A 22247-nucleotide genomic window follows, 5' to 3' on the forward strand; every position below is an offset into this window, starting at 1 on the left:
GTGTATGAAAATGCGCTGGCAAACCGGCTAAGAAAAACCGGACTCGACGTAAAGCAACAACATCCTCTCACGGTCTATGATGAGGATGGCACGGTGTTAGGCGATTATTTCGCCGATTTACTGATAGATGACCGTCTTATCGTCGAACTGAAGGCATGTCGTGCGTTTGCGGACGAACACATATCTCAATTGCTGGGTTATCTCAAATCGGCCCGAATTGAGCACGGACTTTTAATCAACTTCGGCAGCTACAAATTTCAGATTAAGAAATACGCGTTAAACAAAGACGATAATAAATAAAGCCGCTAAAGACTGTATTTGCATGAATTTCAGGTTTCTCTTTGCGTTCTTTTGCGGCCAACCTTAGCAGTTACTACAGTTCAAGGTTGTAACTGCTGAACCCTGAACCTGTACAATCCTTACAGCTCTATCTCATTTAATGACGTATACACATAGAGGGTAAAGTCGTTCTGTATCAGGTCGTGCCGGAGGGCGATGAAGGGTGACAGGTTTTCGATGGAGAACTTCACCATCTCTTCGGGGGAGGTGAAGTGGAGTTCGGGGTCTTTGACGGGCGTATGCGACGAGAGGGCGTTCAGCGCCAGGCCCTTATTGCAATGTCCAAAGAGCGTGACCAGGGCGTTCTTCATGTCTTCGTCGACACCGGGGACCTGCAGATTGAACACGCCGCAGATGAAGATATAGTCATAGAACCCTTCCAACGGGTCGTCGTCCGCGTTCATGACATGGAATTCGCACTCGGGGTACTTTTTTTTCGCCAGGGTGATGAAGTTTTCGTTGATGTCCACGCCGGTATACTGTACGGAGATGCCGCGACGCTTCAGGAATTTGTAAAAGTCCCCGGTCCCGCACCCGTAGTCGAGCACCGTTGCGTTGTTCAGGTCCCGTGCGGGTGCGATGTCCGCGAGCGTCCGGTATCGCTTGAGCTGGCCTTGCGGCGTCCAGCGGAGCGCCTCGGGCCTGTCGCCGAACTTTTTCAGGTGAAAATTATAGAATGACAGCAGCTGGTCTCTGGAATAGGGGTCCATGTTCTCCTCAATGGCGAGTGATATTCTACTGTATTAATGGAATAAAAACAAGGAGGAAGGAAACAAGAGTTTACTTGACAAAGCAAAAAATAAATGTAAATATGACGACATATGATCTGTTGTTGCCCCTTTTTCTCAATTTTTGCCTGTCAAGACACAGTTAATGTTTTCGTTGTATTAAGAACACGTTGGGCATATTTTACGCTATAATAAAACAGCAAACAACGTAAAGCGAGAAAATAACTTATTGTATACATTTAATTTAGAGAGGCTAACTGTAACTGAATAAAGTGAATGGATTCATGAGGAACGAAGAGGGACAGTGCCTGGTGTGTATGTGTTGGCTATCACTTTAGTGGCGGTTGTCGTAATTCTGCCTGAAGTTCCGGCGGGACTGTTGATAATAAATATAAAAATTTTGGAAACGCAATGCCCAAATGAGCAAACAAAGTTGCCGATTTTATAAAAAGAAGGGAGGTGAAACAGAATGAAGAAATTAATGGAGAAGGTAAAAGGATTTATGAAGAATGAGGAGGGACAGGGACTGGTGGAGTATGCGTTGATTATCGCTTTAATAGCGCTTGTTGTAATAGCAGCCCTGAGGATATTGGGTGGGAGTGTTAATACTAAATATACGGAAATTAATACTCAACTCACTGCAACTCAGTAGTACCAGCACCATAATAGAAATATTATTCGGAGTTGGTTGCCCCTACCGAAAGGTGGGGGCAACACATTATAATCAAGAATTCTGCCATACGCTGAATCATACCATCATAGTATTGAGTATTATTTGTTCACTCCATAGCACAACTTTAATGTGCTGACCGGACAATGAAAATAAACGCGAATGCGATATTGATAGTTGTAATAATTATTGCGGCCATCTTTGATTATAGATTTAAAAAGGTCCCGAATATTATTACTTTTCCAGCTATGGCGGCAGGGATATTCATGGCTTTCATGGAGAACGGTTTTATAGGAATTTCGGTTTCAATAGTGGGGCTTTTTATCGGGATGGCACTGCTCTATCTCCCGTATGCCGCAGGCGGGATGGGGGCGGGAGATGTGAAACTGTTGGGGGCCATAGGCGCTATCAAAGGACCGTGGTTCGTCTTTATCACATTCCTTGCAATGGCAATAATAGGCGGGCTCATGGCTATCTTCAGGATAGCTTTTGTATTGAAGAGGGCTGATATGAGGACATTAGGCGAGTCTGTCAGGACCGCTTACTATACCCGGAGCTTATCGGCCCTGGAAATTTCTGAGTATGCGAGGAAGGAAAAGATTCCCTATGCATTGGCAATTTCAGCAGGGGCAGCGGTGTCAATGATGTTGGTTTAGGGTTTAGGTCATTCGACTTTCGCTCATGATGGTGAGCGTGAGTCGAACCAGTTCAAGGTTTAGGGTTTAAGGTTCAGCGGTTACAACCTTGAACCGTGAACGACTCGACTGAGTTCGTCGAAGTCTCGCCGAAGTCTTTGAACCCGAGAGGTTTCCATTTATGAAAGACTTACTCTCAACATTGAAAAATGAAAAGGGCCAGAGCGCGGTGGAATTTGCTCTTGTAGCCATACTGCTGTTCCTTTTGGTTTTCGGCATCATGGAATTCGGCAGGGCATGGTACAGGGCGGACCTTCTTAAGGGGGCTGCCAACATTGCGGCGAGGAGCTATGCCGTGACAAAGGATACTAGTAAAGCATTAAGTGCAGCCCAGACAGTAATACCGACGTTGTCGTTGGCTAGCGTCATAATAGATACTACGATTCCAGACCAGGTGACCGTTACGGTCACGGAACCGTTCATACCTGTGGTCCCCGTTTTGCTTCCGATGCTGAAAAACATAACGCTAACGAGGACAGCAACGTACCGTATGGAGTAATGAAATAATCTTCATTGACAATACAACAGAACTTATATCAAGGGGGATACTATGGACCGACGGAGAATGTTAATAGTGGTACTGATCGTAGCTATTGTGCTTGCCGGCATAGCTACTTTTTCTATCTGGAGCTATCTTCAGTCCAAGCAGCAGGAGGTGGCAAGTGCGAAGGTAGATCTGATGGAGGTTGTGGCGGCGTCTGAAAATATCCCCCTTGGTTCAACCCTTGAGCAGAGGCAATTAAAAAAAGTCCTATGGCCCAGGGCTAACGTCCCGCCAGGGTACTTCCAGGACCCGGGTCTGCTGGTCGGAAGGACGGTTGTGAGCAATATCTTCACGGGAGAACCTCTGATGGAGGCAAAGCTTGCTTCCGGCGATTCCCGGTCAGGCGTCATGGCATACATCATTCCGGAAGGTCACCGGGCCATGGCGGTCGCGGTGAACGACGTGGCAGGAGTGGCGGGTTTCGTCCTCCCCAATAGCACGGTTGATGTTATCGTTACCACCACATCACCCCAGGGACAGCGAATCAGCAAGATCGTTCTTCAAAACCTGAGGGTTCTGGCCGTGGGGCAGAAGATGGAGGAAAAAGAAGGGAAGGCCATTCAGGTCCCGACCGTCACTGTTTCCATTACTCCGGAGGAGGCTGAAAGATTGGCCCTGGCAAGTAATGTCGGGACCCTGCAACTCCTTTTACGCGGCGCAAAGGACAATACCCCTGCATCAACAAGAGGCGCTTCGACTGCCAACCTGCTGAGCGGCAGCAGTCGGCCTGCCGCGGCTGGCCGCGGGACCAAAGCCGTATCTGTTCAGGAAAATGAAGAAGTGAATATCACCTTGATAAAATCCGGCAAGGACGGGACACAGCGGACCCAGGAAAGGCTTGTTGAAGAGAACGGCTTCTGGAGAAGAAGCGAGGTGTCAAAATGAAACGTGAAAACGTCTTGAACATAACGGGGGTGGATATGGCGGCGAGGCAAACATTCAACTATGTCAAGTGGCTGAAAACCGTGTTCTCGACAGGGGCGCTTGTCATCTTCTTGTCCGGTCAGTCTTCGGCCGAAGCCCCGGCTATAAATGTTGCCGTGGAAACAGGGCAGTCCCAGATACTGACAGTCGGGACCGATATAAGAAAGGCGGCCATCAGCAACAGGGAAATAGCGGATATCGAGACAATAACTCCCCGGCAGTTGTTGATCATCGGGAAAAATCCCGGCAGTACAAATCTCATTATATGGGACGCCGCGGGTCAGCATACCTTCTTTAATCTGGACGTGGCCGCCCACCAGCACCAGCAGGTTGTGCTGCAGGTGAAGGTGGCCGAGGTAGGCAGGTCCGCCCTGAGAGATCTCGGCATAAACTTCAGCGCTCTTGGCAAGGACTGGGGCGGGGCCAGCTTCTCCGGTGGAAATTTTGCGGCTCCGAGAACGGTGGGAGCAACCTCTGGTTCGGCTATAGGTGATGTTGTCAGCCCGGGACTTACGTTGGGTTCTGAAGTAACAGCGGCCCTCGTTCAATACCCGTCAAATATTAATGTAATGATAAAGGCACTGGACAAGAAAGGGCTTTTCAAGACCCTGGCAGAACCAAATCTGGTAGTTAAGAGCGGTGAAAAGGGGAAATTTATTGCCGGCCAGAAGATACCTTTTTCTATGTCGGCTGTTGGTGCCACCGGTGGAAGCACATCCGATATTCGGTTTGAGGAGGTTGGTGTGAAGTTGGATTTTGCACCGACAGTCCTCAGGGACGGATATATAAATCTGAAGATCGATCCCGTGGAGGTGAGTACCATAGATCCTTCAACTCCGACGGTGCTTTCACAGGGACAGTTCCCGATTATCAATAAACGTTCCACCAGCACCGTGGTGGACCTGAAAGAGGGTGAAAGCCTGGTCCTTGCGGGATTAATATCAAGTGACGCCAGCAGGGCAATATCCAAGTTCCCGTTGCTCGGTGACATACCGATCATCGGCGCTCTTTTCAGGAGCAAGAATTTTCAGAACCGTGAGACTGAGCTTATCGTGATCATCACCCCATTCCTCAAAAAACCCCTTGGCAAGGGTGAGGAGCCGGATCTTAAGGCGATGACGACCATAACACCCGGCGAAGAGAACAAGATGCGCTGGATTCCCTTACTGCCGGATATGAGCGAAGATGTTGTTAAGGAAGAGAAGTAAGAGGAAGGGGAAAAAGAAGAAGTGAAAAAAGAGTAATTATCAACGGTCTCATAATAGTGTGTACATCCATATATCATAAAATCCCTCCTAACCTCCCTTTTCCAAAGGGAGGGATGCCCCTCTTTGGCAAAGAGGGGATGGGGAGATTTTTGATTATGACGTTTCTATTTTGAGACGATTTCTAATATTTGATTCGCAGCAACAGCTTTTGTGGTTTCTCGCTCTCTTTTCTTCGTGAATGAGGGATGTTACATGGTTAATCCAAAAAATAATAGAGGTCAGATACTGGTCCTTGTGGCCCTTTCCCTGATCGTTCTGCTGGGCTTTGCCGCTCTGGCCATTGATATTGGTTATTTCTACCACACAAAAAACCAGCTCCAGGGCGCGGCGGATGCGGCGGCATTGGCGGGGGCCGCCAAGCTGGATATATATAGTACTCCAACTTCAATAGCTCCAAGGGCAGAGGCCCTCAAATACGCCAATTTAAACAGCGCATCTGGAAGCCCGGTTCAGTTAATTATTGATTATAACAGCAATGCATTATCCAGTAGCAATGATATTACTCTTGGTTCTTGGGTTTCAAATATGTTTGACCCGGAAGGAACACCCGTAAATGCTGTACGGGTGAAGGCGCGAAAGACAGATAAGGATACTGCCGGTTTCCCGAGGCTTTTTGGCAAGATATTCGACAGCACAAATCAAAACATAAGCGCCGAAGCTATCGCCACGGTCCAGATCCTAAAGAAACCGACCATCGCCCTATGCGATAGCATCTGCGGAACCACGACGCCGCTCACGAGTACCCCGCCGGGTACACAATTTTGTATATCAAATGGCGCGTGCCCCTCTGGCTTGCCGCGCACCGCATGGACAGGATGGGAGGCAGGACACGGCGCTTCGCACATAAGCGATTACTGGAAAGGGGAAGGTGATGTTACGAACAAGAACTTGCCTGCACAACAGTATTGTGAAAAGCATATTGATACAAACAATGGTGAAGTTGCCTCGGTATTCGATACGGTAAGCGACATCGTTTTAACAGGCAGCATGACTTACCTGGTCAATGGAGTAGATGTGATAGGGTATAAGGTCCTGATTCCGGTCTTTTCCGAGTGTGCCGATCCCGGAAGTCCAAGCGGCTATCATCCCATTACAAAGCTGACCGTAGGTATATTCACCAAAGTTGAAAAAAGTGGTAGTGATGCCTATTTTTATATTGTCGGAGCAGAAAACGCAGACCCGGGTTATTCGGTTTTTACTTGTTATGAGTGCGGCACACCTGAAGGAAGCAAATTGGAATCCACGGCGGTCCGACTGGTGAAATAGTGGGCATGGTTCCCATGTGCGCCCAACCGGCGCGCTTGCTCACCATTTGCTGTTGATGAAAGGCCCTCGTGCCGGCGGACTCCACCGGCAGCGGGCGGGCCAATGTAAACGAAGGAGATTAAAATATGTCTCATCTCTCAGCGCTGATAATAGACCGGGACTCAACATCCATGGAGGTGATCGCAGGATACCTGAAAGGCATGGATATCGATCAGGTACTGAGGGCATCGGATCTGAAATCAGGCGACGTGATGCTTTCCCATCGCAGGCCGACTGTTGCGCTTCTGGTCATTGTGGAGATGAAGCTGTCCGATAAAGGCAATATCCTCGCATTTGTAGAGAGCGTAAAGAAAAAATATCCTCTCACCTCAGTTTTTATCACGTGCGATGAAAAAGAGTCGGACCTTATCCTCGAAACCATGCGCGCGGGAGCGGATGATTACCTGCCGAGACCCGTCAACAAGCTCGAACTTGCCAGGGCCATCGAGAAGGTGACCCGGCAGGTCCTTGTCAGCAGGTCTGCCCCCGAACCCGGGGCGGTGGAAGGAAAGACGATCTCCGTATTGGGCAGTAAGGACGGGTACGGCAAAACCACTGTGGCGGTGAATCTGGCGGCCTGCATGGCGCTGCGGAAAGACCGGCCGGTGATGATCATCGATCTGGACCTGCAGGGAGGCGACGTTTCGACCTTCCTCAATATACAACCCAACTACACCATAGCGGATGTCGCAAGGAACGTGAACAGGATCGACGCCAATTACGTTAGAGGCGCCATGTACAGGCATGAATCAGGCCTGTATATGCTCGCCGAGCCCAAGAATGTTTCAGAGGTTGAAGAGATCACCGCGCCGAAGATAAAGGCGGTGCTGAACCTCCTTAAGGGGATGGGCGGGTATATCGTTGTGGATGGCGGATATTCCTTTGATGAACGGGCACTGACGGTCATGGATATGTCCGATATGATAATACTGGTGGGGGTCCTGACCCTCCCGGCCATCCGTACTATTCAGAAGAGCCTTTCGGTTTTCCGCGACCTGGGTTACGGAAAGGACAAGGTAAAGCTGATCATAAACAGGAATGGGGCGAACGAGGACATCAAGGCGGATTATGCGGAGAAGGCGTTAAATTATCCGATCTCATGGCTGATCCCGAACGAATACCAAACCGTGGTTACCTCCATAAACCGGGGCATCCCGCTGGTGACCCTTGCCCCGGCGTCCAATATAACCAAAAGCATAGAGGACATTGTCAGGGGCATAAATAAGTCGTTTTATCCGCAGTTGGTTGAAGAAGGAAAAGAAGAAAAAAAGTCATTGTTCAAGAACTTTTTTAAAAAAGACTAAATTTAATTTTGATGGATCCGCAATAAGTCGAATTTAACCGCCGAGACGCAGAGGCGCAGAGAAGGTCCTTATTGTTTTCAGTATGCATTTTTCAGTGTCTCCACGCCATGGCGTGGTAGATTATGATTTTTTTACGAGATCGGCAAATTTTATCTGTGTGCTCTGTGGTAAATCTTTTCATTATGGGTAGATAAGGCAGAAGGAGCGAACATGAGTCTAAAAGATCGCCTGATGGGGATTAAGAGGTCGGAGGATACAGCCAGAGAAGCCGCGAAAAAAGAAGATGGCTCCTCCACTCTGATATTGAAAAGGCCTGTTCAGACGGACCCGTACCAGGAGCTGAAGGCAAGGATCCACAGAAAGCTGGTGGAAAGGCTGGACCTTTCCGCTTTGAACGATATCGGCAGGGACAGGCTTGAAGAGGAGATAAAACTTATAACCGAGGACCTGATCAATGAGGAGGGCGTTCCCTTGAGCGGGACGGACAGAGATCGCCTGCTTATGGAGATCCTCCATGAGACCCTGGGTCTCGGACCGCTGGAACCTCTCTTGCACGATATGGACATAACCGACATCCTCGTGAACGGACCGGGCAGCGTATATATAGAAAAGTTCGGGAAGCTTGAGAAGACGAACACCGTGTTCAGGAATGACGCGCACCTGATGCAGATCATAGACCGGATCATATCCAAGGTCGGCAGGAGGATCGATGAGGCGTCTCCTTACGTTGACGCGCGGCTGCCCGACGGGTCACGGGTCAACGCCATTATCCCTCCGATTGCCCTGGACGGCCCTTCCATTTCAATACGACGGTTCGGCAAAGAATATCTGACGATGAGCGACCTCCTGTCCTTCGGGTCCCTGAGTCCCCAGGCGGCCGAGGTGTTGACCGGGGCTGTGAAGGCCAGGATCAACATGATTATATCGGGCGGCACCGGGAGCGGCAAGACCACCATGCTGAATATCCTGTCCGAAGGCATCCCGAGCAGGGAGAGGATCGTAACCATTGAAGACTCGGCTGAATTGCATCTGAAGCAGGACCACGTGGTAAGGCTTGAGACGAGGCCGCCCAATATAGAGGGAAGGGGAGAGGTTACGCAGAGAAATCTTGTTAAAAACTCCCTCAGGATGAGGCCCGACAGGATCATCGTGGGCGAGGTCAGGGGTGAAGAGGCGCTGGACATGCTGCAGGCCATGAATACAGGCCATGACGGTTCCATCTCCACGGTCCACGCAAACAGCCCGAGAGACGCCCTCTCCCGTCTGGAGACCATGGTGCTGATGGCCGGGATGGACCTGCCGCAAAGGGCCATACGGGAACAGATCGCTTCGGCCATAGGCATCGTGGTACAGCTTGCCAGGCTGAGCGATGGGGCCAGGAAGGTAGTCGGCGTTTCAGAGATAGTAGGCATGGAGGGGGACGTCATCTCCATGCAGGAGATATTCCACTACCATATATCCGGCGTCAATGAAGAGGGGAAGGTACTGGGCGAATTCAAGTCGAACGGGATCTGGCCCAAGTTCGCGGACAGGCTGGCGAAGGCGGGGATCCATCTCTCGCCAAAGACATTCGAGATCTAGCACACGAATACAGGTTGTCGGGTTCACGGTTCAAGGTTCACGGTTTATTGTTCAGAGTTCAGGGGAAATGGCTATTCTTCACAGTTTTTTCCCAACCTTGAACCGTGAACTTGGAACCCTGCACCCTTAATTAATAATGAGGCTTCCATGAACATAGTTGTGATCATAATTCTCACTTTCATGGCAATCGCGACAGGCATCATCTCCCTTTACTTGATGATTGGCGGATTCAGGCAGTCGTCGAGGTCCGCGATAAAAGCGAGGCTGGCGAATATGGAGACCGGTCATCCCGGGAGCTTGAGCATGCCGGGATTGTTGCGTGAAGAGCTTTTGAGCGAGATCCCCGCCGTGAACAGGATACTGTATAAATTTCCAGTAATGGAGAAGCTTGCTGTCCTTATCGAGCAGGCAAACGTGCAGATAAAAGTGGGGCAATTGCTATTCCTTACCCTTACCATAGGCATGACCGGTTGGCTTACAGGCATTCTTATCAACAGGGGAGTGTTATTTACCATCGGCCTGGGTCTCTTTCTGGCCGCAGCGCCGTACCTGTACATAAAATGGCGCAAAAAGCAGAGGATCATCAAATTTGAGGAACAGTTCCCGGAAACCCTGAATACCATTGCCAGGTCTCTCAATGCAGGGCACTCTTTTACCGCTGCCCAGCAATACGCCGCGCAGGAGTCGGCTGACCCTGTCGGCACCCTCTTTACCACCGCCATCGAGGAACAATCTTTAGGCCTCAGTCACTATGACTCTCTGAGAAGGATGGCTTACCGGATGGACAGCATGGATCTGGTCTTCTTCATAACCGCGGTAAACATCCAGAGGGTGACAGGGGGGAACCTGGTGGAGATATTGAGAAACCTTTCCGATATCATTAAGGAGAGGTTGAAGTTAAAGAGGCAGGTGCGGGTATATACCGCGCAAGGACGCTTCTCAGGATATATCCTGGCCGCCCTCCCGATCGTAATGATGTTTCTCCTGAACATGCTGAATCCTGATTATATCAGCCTCCTTTTTCGGGAGACGGTGGGCCATTATCTTTTGGCTGCCGCGGTGATCCTTCAGGCCATAGGTTTTCTGTTCATACGAAAGATAGTAAATATCAAGATATAGGTGACTACTCAGGGTTCATGGTTTGTGGTTCAGGTCATTCGACTTTCGCTCATGATGGTAAGCATGAATCGAACCAGTTCATGGTTCACGGTTAAGAAATGTTTTTTAAAATTATTAAATCTTCACGGCTTTCCAGCCTTGAACTGTGAACTTGGAACCTGTTAAAACCTATCAAAAAGAGGGAGAGACGGCATGTCTGTCTATATATTATTACTGTTATTTGTCAGCATCGTGGGGATCATATGGTCCATTGCCCTTCTTATGCCGGGCAGAAAAGATGTGGTGGCCGAGCGTTTGGAGCAGATGAAAACTTCCCGGCCGCTTCCGAAGAAAAAAGAAGGATTGTCGTTATTGAAGTATATCGTCAAGTTTATTGCCGACATTTCACCTTCTCCAAGGGAGAAGCAGAAGTCCCGCTATCGCACTCTCCTTACTCATGCCGGTTTCAGGCAGGAACAGAGCTTGATGTTTTGTTACGGTCTTAAGCTGATCCTTACCGCAGCCTTGCCCCTGCTCTTCCTGTCAATTGGTTTCAGATTTTTTGATTTTAATATGGGAGTTGTAGCGACCGTGCTTCTTGCCGTTGTGGGCTTCCTTATCGTTGACGGCTATCTTGCTTATAAGGCCCGAACGAGGCAGGAGGAGATATTCCATAACATGCCGGATGTGCTGGACCTTCTTGCGATCATCGTGGAGGCCGGCATGGGGATCGACTCGGCCATAAGGAAGGTGAGCGAAGAGCAGGTCCTTGCAAAGACCCCCCTTGCCCTGGAGTTAAAGCAGATAGTCAGCGAGATCGGGGTAGGCCTGCCGAGGACCGATGCCTTCAGGAACCTTTACACCAGGACGGGATTGCAGGATATAAAGTCATTTACCGATATGATGATCCAGTCGGAGAAGTTCGGAACAAGCCTGGCTCAGGCCCTCAAGGCTTTTTCCGAAGGCCTGCGCACGAGAAGGAGGCAGCTTGCGGAGGAAGCGGCGGCAAAGACAACGATAAAGCTGGTGTTCCCTCTGGTCTTATGCATCTTTCCCGCCCTCTTTATCGTGATCCTCGGCCCCGCCGTGATATCTATATTCAAGGCGTTTTGATAGATCATACTATTGATGACTGGAAGGAGGTGAAGATTATGACGACATTTGAAATGCTGAATCTCGTTTTGCTTGTAGCCGCTAATATTCAACTTGCTCTTATTGTTCTGAGAATGGCGGCCAAGAAGGGATAAGTGGTGAGGGCGCTCAATGTTTCAAAGGAAACCATCATAGCCTCTGACTTGAAAGAGGCGGCTGGTTTTCTCCCGAGGCTTCTGGGGCTTATTGGACGGGACAGCCTGGAGGAAAATGAAGGCCTGTGGATGGCCCGATGCAGGGCCATCCATACATTTTGGATGAGGTTTCCCCTGGACGTGGTTTTCCTGGACAGGGACGGAATCGTAAAAAAAACAGTAAAGGGTCTGCGCCCTTTCCGTCCTGTGGTCTCATGCCGGCATGCGCAGGGCGTCCTTGAGTTGCCCGAAGGGACCATTGAAAGGGCACGAATCCAGATAGGAGACAGGGTAAAAATAATCTGAAGTTCCATTGTGAATATTATGCGAGATACGGCAGCGCCTGATGATGACCTGTTTTTCCCCACGTTGCTCTTTCTGTTGACCATCATTACAAGAGTTCCCTTTACGAGCAAGCTTCTGTATCATATGGATTCCGTCCAGCCTACCCTTGCCTTGGGGAAATAGTCCGTGACCGTGCATCAGCCCGATAAAAAAGACCAAATTACTTTATGACAAACGTTTATATTATTATATATATTGTTTGCCTTACTGCACACATCGGGGTAGTTTGGTTATTGCCCTATATCCCGACGCAGGACGGCCCCAGTCATATTTATAATCTTGTCATTCTCAAGGATCTGTTAAACGGGGGAAGGGAGTGGGGCGATTATTTTACAGTGCACTTGCGTGCCGTGCCCAATATGGGATTTCATCTTATTGCTTATCCGCTCCTGTCCGTCTTTCCTCCATTGATTGTGGAAAAGATATTCATCTCCTGCTATATGGTTCTCATGGGGGTGAGTGTCCCTCTTTTACTGCGTACCTTCAACAGGCCTGTACTTCCCCTTGCATATCTTGTCTTTCCCGTTCTCTTTAATTTCACCTTATTGATGGGGTTTTACAGTTACGCAATAACCGTCCCCCTTTTCATCCTTGCATTCGCCCTGAGTTGGGAGATTCGCAATAGATCGATATATGTAAAATTTATTTGTCTCAATGCTGCAGGGTTTGTACTCTTTTATTTTCATCTGATCCCGTTCATCTTCTTTCTCATGTCCCTGGTGACCATCATCATGGCCGAAGCTGCTGGTTACAAAAGAAAAATCCGTGAGCTATTCATGTTGGCAGTTTTAATACTTCCGTCTTTACTGAATCTATTTTACTACCTGGGCCAGGGAACAGGAGGCTTTTCCCCCGATTCGTTGTATCTCTTCTCCATTTCGCGTCTTCTTGAGCTGATCGTGGATCTTTCATTCTTTTCCACGGTAAATGTATTGCCCTGGCAACTGGTCCCTGCTTCCCTTTTTATGTTTCTGATCGTTGTGTTTGGCCTTGTATCATTAAAAGATATCCGGACGAAGTGGTCGCGGTCCGAGGATATCCCGACGTCGGAAAAAACGCTCATCTATCTGGCGGCGGCCCTTATTGCAATCTATCTATTTGCACCATCTTATATTGGGGCAGGTGCCTACTTGAACCAGCGTATCCCATGGGTGATCCTCTTGATCATGGTGCCCCTTCTGCAAATGCCCGACACGGTGTTCTTTAAGCGTTTCGGCCAAGTCGTGATAGTAAGCGTTGTTGTTATTTTTTTTGTATTCAACTCAGCCCTCCTGTGGAACCAGAATCTCGAGGTAAAAAAGTTTCTCAGCGGATTGGATGCGCAGATGCCGAGAGGGGCTTTTGTGATGACCTTCAAGCCTGAGGTTTCCGAAAAGTTTCGTGTCGATGTCTTGCTTCATGCGGCTTCGTATTATGGAATTTTTAAAGGGTGTGTAGATATAGGGAATTATGAAACAGCTTTTTCTTATTTTCCCGTGCACTACAAAAAGGGTCTGCCAGCATTTCCTTCTCAATATCAAATATTCTACAATCCGACAAGCATAGATTGGTCTCTCTATCCATCCATTCACTATCTTCTGGGATGGGAGCTCGAGAACAGGAATAAAGAAAAACTGCTAAAAAATTTCAATTTGGTAGAGGAAGAGATATCTTTCACCCTGTGGCGAAGAAATCAACCCGATATATAAAATGGCTCAAGAAGAATACCATTGCGCATAACCGTTGTTATTTCGTTTACGTGGAAGCGAAAAACGGTTCAATTGAAAATCATTTCATAAAATCATAATGGAGGCTTGATTGTTTGTGCATATACAAGACGATGAAAGAACGGTCAGATTTATTGGCTTCAATCTTTTTATCTTCTTTGTTGCAACCTATCTATTGACCGCCTCGGGAGCCGCCTTTTCCGATGTAGCCCAGATGAGAGTAGAAGTTGCAAGATCAATAATAGAGCGGATGGATCTCAATGTCCCCTCTGGTACGGGCATGATCGGCGCCGACGGCAGGGAGTACTCCTGGTTTGGCATCGGTTCGGTTGTTTTGTTCATTCCGATATTTCTCTTCGGGAAATTAGCAGGGCTCCCTCCGGAAAATGTAGTTTCTGTTATGAATCATTTCTTCGGTGCAGCCACTGCTGTTCTGGTTTTTCTCGTTTCCATTTCTCTGGGCTATTCCAGGAGAGCCTCTGTTCTTGTCTCGATGATCTATGGTCTTGGCACTATGGCATGGTATTACTCAAAGGATTCCGGTGACCATACAATAGAAACATTCTTTATACTTTTCTCCATTTATTCCATGCACCGATACACTGCTCATCAAAAAACCTCGCATCTCCTCCTTTCCGCCCTCTCTTTTGGCTTTTCCCTGATAACGCGTCCGACTGCAATACTTATTATGCCGACGTTATTTATCATGCTCTTTTTCCGCAACATAAAAAAGGTGAATTATAAAATCTCGTTAAATCGGCCGGCGAAAGACATTTTCCTCTTCTTCATCGTCCTGATTCCCTTTATCGTCCTGATTTTTTGGTATAACCACTATCGCTTCGGTTCCCTATTTGAGTCAGGATATGCCTTAATGGCCGCACGTCTGGGGGTTGATTATTTCAGCGGCACGTCTCTTCTTGCCGGTATCCGAGGCTTTCTGGCAAGTCCGGGGAAAGGTTTTTTTTATTATTCGCCCATAACCGTTCTCTTTTTCTTTTCCATCAGGTCCTTCAGTAAAAAATATCCTGTAACTGCCTTATGCTTTATCCTTCTCATGCTATCGTATCTCCTTTTGTACTCCAAATATCTTTTTTGGCATGGGGCCTCCGGGTGGGGGCCCCGATTTCTGTTTATGATAACGCCATATCTCATTATCCCGATAGCGGAGCTGTTCGATTCCGCTGACTGGCGGGCTAAAAAATCATTGCGGGTGTTTGTATATACGGTTTTTGCAGTAAGCCTGATCGTTCAGCTTGCGTCGGTATCAGTAAGTCCGAATAAATATCGTCATTATTTACAGCTTGACGAAAAGGTAAAATTTTCCGTAGCTGCAGGAGACGGTGTTCAACCGATCGTTGGCCCTCCCCTCGAAACCTACTTTGATTGGAATCTTTCACCCATTCTGACGCAGTTCAAGTTTATTCGAGAAATGACCTTAAATTTAAAAGAATACACTCACGTGCAACCGTCAAAAGTGACCTTGACCGTTGAAACAATCAGATCAGCACCGGAGATGAATGTCTTTGACTTTTGGTGGCTATATAGATACGTTATAGAAGGCAGTTATTCAGGATTTTTTGCGGCGCTGTTACTTCTCTTCATCTCCCTGTTCAGTGCAACAAGGGCATGGAGGGCTGTTAGGTAATGTGAGGGCGTTTCTATCATGTGGAATAAGTCAAGGCTCGTCCTGCCAGCCATCGCGGACCGTTTGTTTGCGATCTCTTTTCTTTGCTGGCATTTTACTTGGACATACTTGGACAACGGTCTGGTGGAGGAAGGAGATACAGGATACCATGGCCGGGCAGGTGAGTTCATACTTGATTCTTTTCCCACTTTCTTTTATCAGCAAATAACGTTAAAATCGGTTTTACTTTCATGGTGACCAACGCTTTTGAAAATTAGAACTATCGTTCTTCCGCAGCCGGATTATTATGAAATCTCATACGAATACATTCTCCAGATGCACCTCATCCTCTGACCTGGTGTTCTCCTTTGGGCTCTCAATCGTGATGCATGCCGTTCTCCTGCTGGTTGACCCTTTAGGACACTTTAACGTCAGCGATCGGTTGAAAGAACAACAAAACGGGATCATCATGGTAAACCTGAAGAATGGGGTGGATAAAGGACAAGGGAAAGGCGGGCGGCCATCGCGGCTGGCAGTTGTAAAGAAGGTATCGCAGGAAAAAGGAGAGAAGAAAAAGAAGAAGAGAGAGGCTGGACCTAATAACCAGCCATTATTAAAGCGCAAGGCTCCCACAGCAATAGCCAAACCCGTCAGCCCGGTTCAAAAACCTGTTCACGTAACGAAGGCTTCTCAGGTGGATAGCGCGCCGGTCTCACCTGTACCCGTACCTGTTGTGTCTTCTGATGCACCCCCTTCCGGAGAGATGGCCACAAAAACCAAGGCAGTGCTTCCCGTACCGGCTCAGAAAAAAGTCCGTGAACCCGACCAACCGCCGATCATTGCACCGGATGAACCGGACATCACCGTAATGGATAACCTAAAACCAAAACCGGATATCGTTAAGCCGGTTGATAAGCCGCATGTCCGGCCTTCAGGCGACCTGCGGAAAGAAGAGATCGAGAGGGAGGATGCAGGCGAGAAAATTTCCACTCCTGCTCTTCAAGAAGTGAAAGAACCAATAAAACCAGAGGTCGCGCCTCCTGCTCCTGTTGCAGCCGCACCGACTGTTCATGAAGAAAGTCATGCAACTCCTGTCAAAGAGGCGCCCGCAAAGGCCTATGAACAGCCTGTTGCTTCTCCTGTTCAAGACGTTCAAGAGCCAATAAAACCGGAGTCCCAGCCTTTCGCGCCAGTTGTGGCCGCGGCGGCTTTGCCTGAAGAAAGAGATGCTGCCCCTGTCAATGAGGCGCCTGCAAAGGCCGAGGAACAGCCCGTTGTATCGCCCACCCACAAAGAGGCGTTGCAGAATATCCCTCTGTCAGAAAAGACTGTCGAGGTGAAAGCGGAAGAGTCATTACCACTGTCGGTGATTGCCGATCCCCCTGATGTTAAAAAAGAGGAGAAGGAAAAGGGAGGGGTCGATCAGGCGAAGGATAGGGATCTCTCTGCAAAGAGCGCCCCTGCCCCTGTGGAACCGGCGATTACCGCCGAAATGGCCAGGGGAAAAGCCGCGGAGACGTTGCGTAAGGTTGTCGAGCCGAAGGCCGCGGCGTTGGTCAGAAAGAAGACGATATCGCTGACCCTGCTGAAAAGGCTGGAGTCTGGAACTGACCCCATACGGATAGGCATTCCCATCAGCAGGCCGTCGGTCAAGATCACGACCCCTGCGGCGAAGAAGATCAAAAACAGGGTCCAGAAGATCGCCGGGCAGGTTAAAGGAAACGGGATCACGCGGGTCATTCTTTCTCTGAACGATGATTCCGTGACCGTCCCCGTTGAACGCGACGCCTTCAACTGGGAAGGCGCGCTCAAAGAAGGTAAAAATACGATCATTGCCACGGTATGGGACAGGAACAGGTATTCCGCCGTTGATAAGATCATCGTTGAGGTAATACCCGCAAAGAACAGCTTTTCACTTTCGATCGATGAGCCCGGAGCGGGAGAAGTTGAATCCCCCGTCATAACGGTAAAGGGGAAAGTCGGGGACAGTACCGTTGAAACGGTGAGACTGATCCTGAACAAGGGGGCCATCGAGGTTGTTGCGAAGGACGATGGAGGGTTTGAGAAGACGGTCTTATTCAGGGATGGGGAAAATTCTTTGCAGGCCGAGGCGGTCAATGCGACCGGCGCCTCGGCCAGGAGCGGAATCCTGAACGTAACGGTAAAGAACCAGAAAACACCCGATATCCTGGTGCACCTCATTTGGAATGATCCGGACAGCGAGCTGAGGGCGACCGTGGCGAGAAAGAACAGGGAGGGTCTCGATCAGGAGAACGGCGCTGTTTCCAATATTGATGTTGCGGAAAAAATGTCGGTTCGTGAAGGTTACCGGGAACGGATATTCGCGGTCTATGGGGCAAAGGCGGGGGCGCACCTCATATCGGTATCCGGGGGGAAGAAAACAAAATGTCTTGTCATCGTGACCATCCCGTCAAAGCAAAAGACAAGACTGTTCGGACCCGTGCTGATCGGGGAGGAAGGGACGATGATCGGCCGCCTGCTCATGCCTGAAGGCGTATACTGGGATGAGGATGAATGGTTTACCGGCAAGATCGAGAACGGGGACAGTATTACCAAATATAATTCTCCGGAAGGGATGTCATGGAAAGAGACAAAGTAGGCGGTTTCAAGACACCCGTGAAGAACACACCTCCCTGGGCACATTGGCTGCTTCCCTCCCTGCAGGATGCCCTTTTCATCGTCGTGTTCCTGTTCCTTATTTTGGGCGGGAAAGATCTTTTAGGCGACGCGGACACCGGATGGCACATAGGGGCAGGCAGATATATTCTGGAGACCGGCACGGTCCCCGATACGGGTATCTATTCGTACACTGCGGCAAAAATGCCCTGGATGGCGCATGAATGGCTTACAGAACTACTATTCGCCATAATTCACAAGGTTGCGGGTCTGAACGGCATCGTTCTTCTCGCGGCCCTGGCCATTGCTTTCACTCATTCCATTTTCTACGGTTTTCTCCTTTCCCGGGGAGTAAGTACGGTCCTGGCGCTTATCCTGACGATAGCCGCAATGGCCGCTACCTCTGTCCACTGGCTTGCCAGGCCCCATATCTTGTCAATGCCCATTCTGCTTTTCTGGTATATGGCTTTGGAAGAGTACCGGCTGCGGGGAAGGCGATACATCTACCTGCTGCCTGTCGTAACCATCATCTGGGTCAATCTTCACGGCGGTTTCATGGCAGGCCTCCTCCTTGTCGCGGTCTACTGGCTGGGAAGCCTGGCGGAATTCTTTTTTTCAAAGGATGAAAAGGCACGGGCGGACCAGAAGAAACAGGTCATCAACTATGGCAAGGTCGGCTTGCTGGCGACCGCCGCCGCATTAGTAAACCCGCATGGCTATCAGGCCCTCCTGTTTCCATTCCGTATCATGGGGCAGGAGTTGAACGTGGGAAGGATAAACGAGTGGCTTTCTCCCAACTTCCACGGGGTCCTTCCTTACGAATATGTGTTGCTCGCACTGATCGCGGTGCTCGGTTTTTCCCTGTTGCGGTTCGGTTTCATAGAGGCGGGCCTCGTCATCCTCTGGACCCACCTTTCCCTCCATTCGGTGCGTTATGGCCCGATCTTTGCCATCATTGTCATTCCCCTCATGGCAATAAGGCTGGAAGCGCTGATGAAGGATGGGCGAGCGGGAGGCAGCAGGCTGGTCCGCGGCGTCTCTGTGTTTTCAGAACGGCTTCAACAAACCAGCGCATCCTTGAAAGGGCATGCTTTGCAGATCATCGTAATACTCTCGGTGACGGCAATAACCATTACCGGAGGAAGCGTCCTGGGTACGCCTCTTTTAACACATGAATTCGACAAGAAAAATCTGCCTGTAGCGGCGGTGGAATTTGCCGAACGAAGCGGGATACAGGGAAGGCTGTTCAACACGTATCACTTCGGGGGATACCTGATCTACAAGGGGTTCCCCAAAGACGGCGTATTCGTGGACGGACGCGCCGACATGTATAATGAATTTCTGAAAAATTATTTCGATGTCGTGGACGTGAAGCCGGAATGGAAGGACATCCTTGCCAGGTTCGACATCGATTGGCTGCTGATCACCGCGAATTCCCCGCTGTCGGTCCTCCTTCTCGAAACCGATACGTGGAGCCTTGTGTACGCGGACAAGGTGGCGAATGTATTTGTAAGGAACGGATCAGTGAATGCGGGATTGACAGAAAAGTATAAGAACGTTAAACTGGCGCCGGTTGATGAAAAAAAACAGTAACTACTTCGGTTGTCAGGTTGACGGTTCAAGGTTCATGGTTTAGGCTGAAAAAACCACAAGAGCTTTGACTCCATCATAATATCATTTTTTTAAATTCGTTCAGTGATGTTTACTTGTCATAGTGTCCAAATTTCACGGCTTTCCAACCTTGAACGGCTCGACTGAGCGACACGACTGAGCTCGTCGAAGTCTCGCCGAAGTCTTTGAACCTGAGTAATTTTAGATCATCATTGTCCGATTATGGTATATTAAATGATATGGAAAAGACTGTGGAAGACTTACAGCTCCTTGACCTGATCCCCAGGGACAGGCTGACCAGGTATCTTTATTCGACCTCGATGTTTTTAAAGATGCCGCTGAGGATCCTTGACCTTTCGGGCGCCACGGCACTGGAGTCGTCCCTGGCGGCTGGTCCGAATATGAATGAGGGGAATTTCATCCCGCCGGCTGCGTGGGCCGGGGCCGGTGAGGTGATGCGAGACCGGCCTGTGGGACGCATGAGCGCTGATGGATTCTATCTCATGGCGGCTCCGATTCATTACAAGAACCGACCGCGCGGTTATCTCGCGGCATGCGTAAACGGTAAAGACGGCGCTGGTGACCGCGCCCTGCCGCTCCTCTCCTTGTCAGCGTCCCACCTTGAGGTCCTTGCGGAGGCGGGTATTGAGGTGGAGAGCCTGTCGGGTGAGGTGGTCAAAGTCTACGAGGAGCTTGCGCTCATCTATGGATTAACCGCGCGGTTGGGCGCGAAGGTGGACATCGCGGAGATTTGTCGCATCGTGATGTACGAGGTAAAAGGTGTGCTTGACCCGACGGATATAGTTTTTCAACTCGCGGACTTCGAGGCAGGTGTGTTCCGCACCATACTGGCGTCCGGTTCGCATGAGGAGCTGGCGTCCGATTTTGCACCTGGCCTTGAGGAGGGGCTGATCGGCCAGGCGTATATCGAACACCGGTCCGTGCTTGTCTGCGAAGTGGCGGAAACCAGACACCACAAACCCTGGCCATTTCCTATCAGGAGACTTCTTGCGGTGCCGCTTATGGCCGAGGGTAAAGTCATCGGGATGATTTCCGCGACCGACAAGAAGGACGGCGATGAATTCAACTCCCGCGAGGAGAAACTGATATCCGCAATAACGTCCGTGGCTGCCATCGCGATAAAGAACGCCCAGCTCTACTCCGAAATCAAGGGCCTTTTCGAGGGATTTATTGATGCGACCATAACGGCGGTCGAGTCCAGGGATCCGACGACGGCGGGTCATTCGAAGCGAGTGGCTCTCTTGACCGTCGAGCTGGCAAAAAAAGTCTCGGAATCAGACCTGCCTGCCTTCAAGGGCATCTCGTTCTCGCGGGAACAACTGCTCGAACTGCGGTACGCCGGCCTCCTGCATGACTTCGGAAAGGTGGGGGTAAGGGAATTCGTGCTCCTGAAGGCGTCCAAGCTGCCGTATGGCGGGATTGAAGAAGTCAGGTACCGGTTCGACTACATCAGGCTGCTGAAAAAGTTGGAGGTACTCGAGAAAAAACACGCGGTCCTCCTGCGTGAAGGGACGGGAAACTACCTCAAGGCCATCCCTGAAATTGACTCGGCGCTGGCGCTTGATCTCGAAGAGCTGGACAGGTACCAGAAACTTATCGAGTTCTCAAACAATCCCCGGGTGCTCAATAAGGACCTGCCGGAACTCGCCGGTTTGTCAGAGGCGGCGAAAAAGTGCTATCATGGTTCCGACGGGGAACTCCATCCGTACCTTACCTCGTTCGAATTCAACTACCTGCATGTGCTTACGGGTTCACTAAGCCCGGATGAGCGCCGCGAGATAGAGCTGCACGTAACCCACAGCCACAACTTCCTGTCCAGGATACCCTGGACCGCTAATTTCCCCAATATCACAGAGATAATATACACACACCACGAGAGGATGGATGGGAGCGGCTATCCAAGGAGGCTTAAACAGAACGAGATACCGCTTCAAGCGCGGATGATGGCGATAGCGGACACCTTTGATGCGCTGACCGCCTTGGACAGGCCATACAAGAAGTCAGTATCCACAGAAAAGGCCCTGTTTATACTGGAGATGGAGGCATCGGAAGGCAGACTCGATTCGCAACTGGTACAGCTCTTCAGGGACGAGAAGGTTTACAAATTGATTGCCGGAACAAAGTCGTCCGTACGGAACGGAAGCGAGGTTTAGCTATGACGCAAAGAAAGATACTCCTTGCTGACGATGAACCCTATATGGTGCTTGCGCTTTCATTCGTGCTCCGCAAGGAGGGCTATGAGGTGGAATGCGCGTCGGACGGCGAGGAGGCCCTGAGGAAGTTCCTGGAGTTCAATCCCGAGGTTGTATTCCTTGACCTCATGATGCCCAAAAAGGACGGTTTCGAAGTTTGCCATGCCCTGAGGAACGACCAGCAATACAGGGGGCGCTCACCCTATATCATCATGCTGACATGCAAGGGCCAGGATGTGGACCGCTACAAGGGCTATCTGGAGGGTGCGGACGAATACCTGACCAAACCGTTTTCTCCGGCGGCCGTAGTACGCAAGTTGAAAGAACACTTCATGGAAAATACCGAACGGTCTCCATAAAAAATCGTGG

The 22247-nt window shown here is 49.8% G+C and carries 18 protein-coding genes and 2 pseudogenes; 19 read left to right on the top strand and 1 reads right to left on the bottom strand.

Features of this window, described 5'->3' with window-relative positions; genetic code table 11:
* A partial coding sequence (locus M0R70_04120) for a GxxExxY protein (GenBank protein ID MCK9418551.1) occupies positions 1–300 on the top strand: 300 nt, incomplete at its 5' end.
* Between the two features lie 119 nt (positions 301–419).
* Here M0R70_04120 and M0R70_04125 read toward each other — a convergent pair.
* Positions 420–1049 carry a methyltransferase domain-containing protein gene (locus M0R70_04125; GenBank protein ID MCK9418552.1) on the bottom strand — a complete coding sequence of 210 codons (630 nt, stop codon included), beginning with the start codon at positions 1047–1049 and terminating at the stop codon, positions 420–422.
* Positions 1050–1536: 487 nt separating this feature from the next.
* Here M0R70_04125 and M0R70_04130 point away from each other — a divergent pair, with 487 nt between their 5' ends.
* From M0R70_04130 to M0R70_04215, 18 genes and pseudogenes are all read left to right on the top strand, one after another.
* Positions 1537–1719 (top strand): Flp family type IVb pilin, encoded by a 183-nt coding sequence (locus tag M0R70_04130; protein ID MCK9418553.1) that lies wholly within the window; start codon positions 1537–1539, stop codon positions 1717–1719.
* A gap of 164 nt (positions 1720–1883) precedes the next feature.
* On the top strand, positions 1884–2393 hold the full coding sequence (locus M0R70_04135; GenBank protein ID MCK9418554.1) for an A24 family peptidase: 510 nt from the start codon (positions 1884–1886) through the stop codon (positions 2391–2393).
* Positions 2394–2553: 160 nt separating this feature from the next.
* Complete coding sequence (locus tag M0R70_04140) at positions 2554–2931, top strand: pilus assembly protein (protein MCK9418555.1); 378 nt, start codon at positions 2554–2556, stop codon at positions 2929–2931.
* Between the two features lie 51 nt (positions 2932–2982).
* Entirely contained in the window at positions 2983–3861 is an 879-nt protein-coding gene (gene cpaB / locus M0R70_04145; protein MCK9418556.1) for a Flp pilus assembly protein CpaB, read from the top strand.
* Positions 3862–3896: 35 nt separating this feature from the next.
* Positions 3897–5108 carry a pilus assembly protein N-terminal domain-containing protein gene (locus M0R70_04150; GenBank protein ID MCK9418557.1) on the top strand — a complete coding sequence of 404 codons (1212 nt, stop codon included), beginning with the start codon at positions 3897–3899 and terminating at the stop codon, positions 5106–5108.
* A gap of 252 nt (positions 5109–5360) precedes the next feature.
* A complete protein-coding gene (locus tag M0R70_04155) occupies positions 5361–6434 on the top strand; it encodes a pilus assembly protein TadG-related protein (protein MCK9418558.1) in 1074 nt (357 codons plus the stop codon).
* A 125-nt stretch (positions 6435–6559) separates the two neighbouring features.
* Positions 6560–7777, top strand: a complete 1218-nt coding sequence (locus M0R70_04160; protein MCK9418559.1) for an AAA family ATPase — start codon at positions 6560–6562, stop codon at positions 7775–7777.
* A gap of 210 nt (positions 7778–7987) precedes the next feature.
* On the top strand, positions 7988–9358 hold the full coding sequence (locus M0R70_04165) for a CpaF family protein (GenBank protein ID MCK9418560.1): 1371 nt from the start codon (positions 7988–7990) through the stop codon (positions 9356–9358).
* A gap of 147 nt (positions 9359–9505) precedes the next feature.
* A complete protein-coding gene (locus M0R70_04170) occupies positions 9506–10477 on the top strand; it encodes a type II secretion system F family protein (protein MCK9418561.1) in 972 nt (323 codons plus the stop codon).
* Positions 10478–10669: 192 nt separating this feature from the next.
* Positions 10670–11569 (top strand): type II secretion system F family protein, encoded by a 900-nt coding sequence (locus tag M0R70_04175; protein ID MCK9418562.1) that lies wholly within the window; start codon positions 10670–10672, stop codon positions 11567–11569.
* Positions 11570–11703: 134 nt separating this feature from the next.
* Positions 11704–12048 carry a DUF192 domain-containing protein gene (locus M0R70_04180; GenBank protein ID MCK9418563.1) on the top strand — a complete coding sequence of 115 codons (345 nt, stop codon included), beginning with the start codon at positions 11704–11706 and terminating at the stop codon, positions 12046–12048.
* A gap of 206 nt (positions 12049–12254) precedes the next feature.
* A complete protein-coding gene (locus tag M0R70_04185; protein MCK9418564.1) occupies positions 12255–13775 on the top strand; it encodes a hypothetical protein in 1521 nt (506 codons plus the stop codon).
* A 115-nt stretch (positions 13776–13890) separates the two neighbouring features.
* Complete coding sequence (locus M0R70_04190) at positions 13891–15438, top strand: glycosyltransferase family 39 protein (GenBank protein MCK9418565.1); 1548 nt, start codon at positions 13891–13893, stop codon at positions 15436–15438.
* 286 nt (positions 15439–15724) lie between these two features.
* Positions 15725–18037 carry a hypothetical protein gene (locus tag M0R70_04195; GenBank protein MCK9418566.1) on the top strand — a complete coding sequence of 771 codons (2313 nt, stop codon included), beginning with the start codon at positions 15725–15727 and terminating at the stop codon, positions 18035–18037.
* On the top strand, positions 18019–19647 hold the full coding sequence (locus M0R70_04200) for a hypothetical protein (GenBank protein ID MCK9418567.1): 1629 nt from the start codon (positions 18019–18021) through the stop codon (positions 19645–19647). The genes M0R70_04195 and M0R70_04200 overlap by 19 nt, the downstream gene beginning before the upstream one ends.
* A gap of 782 nt (positions 19648–20429) precedes the next feature.
* Positions 20430–21035: pseudogene (locus tag M0R70_04205) on the top strand (GAF domain-containing protein).
* 390 nt (positions 21036–21425) lie between these two features.
* Positions 21426–21686, top strand: a pseudogene (locus M0R70_04210) (HD domain-containing protein).
* Between the two features lie 155 nt (positions 21687–21841).
* A complete protein-coding gene (locus tag M0R70_04215; protein ID MCK9418568.1) occupies positions 21842–22237 on the top strand; it encodes a response regulator in 396 nt (131 codons plus the stop codon).
* Positions 22238–22247 lie beyond the last annotated feature (10 nt).

The sequence above is a fragment of the Nitrospirota bacterium genome, from assembly GCA_023229435.1.
GTDB lineage: Bacteria > Nitrospirota > UBA9217 > UBA9217 > UBA9217 > JALNZF01.